At 75.1% G+C, this 1,546-nt stretch carries 3 protein-coding genes; all 3 read left to right on the forward strand.

The window, feature by feature from the left end; genetic code table 11:
* Positions 1–363: hypothetical protein (locus E2C05_RS33700; protein WP_456306548.1), on the forward strand; the 363-nt coding region annotated here is incomplete at its 5' end.
* A complete protein-coding gene (locus E2C05_RS31655; RefSeq protein ID WP_240046982.1) occupies positions 360–638 on the forward strand; it encodes a FliM/FliN family flagellar motor switch protein in 279 nt (92 codons plus the stop codon). The genes E2C05_RS33700 and E2C05_RS31655, both read left to right, overlap by 4 nt.
* Before the next feature lie 24 nt (positions 639–662).
* Positions 663–1,460 (forward strand): flagellar type III secretion system pore protein FliP, encoded by a 798-nt coding sequence (gene fliP, locus E2C05_RS31660; protein ID WP_133223568.1) that lies wholly within the window; start codon positions 663–665, stop codon positions 1,458–1,460.
* Positions 1,461–1,546: the final 86 nt, after the last annotated feature.

Below are 1,546 nucleotides of genomic sequence, written 5' to 3' on the forward strand. Positions count from 1 at the left end.
GCGCTCGCCGCGACGCTCGCCGCGCTGCTGCCGGCGTTGGCCGCGCGGGAGGCCGGCCGCGAGGCCGTCGCGCTCGCCGCCGCGCTGCTGGCCGAGCGGGCGCCTGAGGAGGTCGCGCTGCGCGCCCATCCCGACACCCTGGCCGCGATGCGGGCCGAGGGCTTCCCGGATGCCGGACAGGCGGCGCGGATCAGCCTGCAGCCCGATCCCGGCCTGCCGCCTGGAACCCTGGAGGCCGCCTGGCAGGGCGGCGGCCTTCGCCACGATCCCGCGGCCCTCGCCGCCCGCGTGCTGGAGGTGCTCGGCGCGGCACCCGGCGCGGCACCGGGCGCGACCGGCCGCCAGCAGGAGCAAGAGAGTTGAGCGACCTCCACACCGCCGAGATCCCTGCCGGGGCCCGCAAGCCCGGCCTGATGGACATCCCCATCCGGGTGCAGGTCGTGCTCGGCACGCGCAAGCTGCCGATGGCGGCGCTGTTCGACCTCAGCCGCGGCTCGGTCATCGAGTTCGACCGCAAGGTGGGCGAGCCGGTGGACCTGCTGGCGAACGAACGGCTGATCGCCCGCGGCGAGATCCAGCTGACCGAGGACGGCAGGCTGGCGATCTCGATCACCGAGATCGTCTCCTCCCCCGCCTGACCCGGCAGCAGAGGACCCGGCAGAATGCCGCCCCGCCCCCGCTTTCCCCGCGGCCTCGCCGCGGCCGCGCTCGCCCTGCTCATCCCCGTCCTCGCCGCGGTCCCGGCCGCGGCGCAGAACGTCACGCTCAGCCTCGGCGCCGGCGGCGCCGCGGCGGCGGCGAGCGGCGGCCAGAGCCTGACGACCAACCTGGTCGCGCTGCTGGTCGGCACCACGCTGCTGGCGCTGGCGCCCGGCCTGCTGGTGGTCGCCACCGCCTTCACCCGCATCGTCGTCGTCCTGTCCATGCTGCGCACCGCGCTGGGCCTGCAGCAGTCGCCGCCGAACACGGTGATCGTCGCGCTGGCGCTCTTCCTCTCGGCCTTCGTGATGGCGCCGGTGCTGGAGCGGGTCTGGCACGACGCCGCGAAGCCGCTGATGGACGGCGCCATCACCGAGGAGCAGGCGGCGGAGCGCGCCGTCGCGCCCTTCCGCAGCTTCATGGAAGCCAATGTGCGGGAACGCGACCTGACGCAGTTCCGCGACATCGCCCGCTGGACTCCGCCGCCCGTGGCGGAAGGCGCGGCGCCGGCGCCGGTGCCGCTGCACATCCTCTCCGCCGCCTTCATCACCTCCGAGCTGGCGAAGGCCTTCCAGATCGGCTTCCTGCTCTTCCTGCCCTTCCTCGCCATCGACATCGCGGTCAGCGCGGTGCTGATGGGCATGGGCATGATGATGCTGCCGCCGGTCACGGTCAGCCTGCCCTTCAAGCTGGTCTTCTTCGTGCTGGTGGATGGCTGGGGTCTGGTCGCCGGCTCGCTCGTGCGCGGCTTCGCGCCGTGAGCGGCGCCGCGCCCGCCCGCCGCATCCGCCGCGCCCGGCGCCTGGCCGCCGCCATCCGCCAGCTGGACCGCGCCGGCCACCCGGCC

Origin of the sequence: Paracraurococcus ruber (assembly GCF_004353985.1) — a bacterium.
Taxonomy (GTDB): domain Bacteria; phylum Pseudomonadota; class Alphaproteobacteria; order Acetobacterales; family Acetobacteraceae; genus Paracraurococcus; species Paracraurococcus ruber.

Excerpts from the sequence above, each read along its gene's own strand:
- fliP (WP_133223568.1), top strand. The coding sequence starts at position 663 with ATGCCGCCCCGCCCCCGCTTTCCCCGCGGCCTCGCCGCGGCCGCGCTC.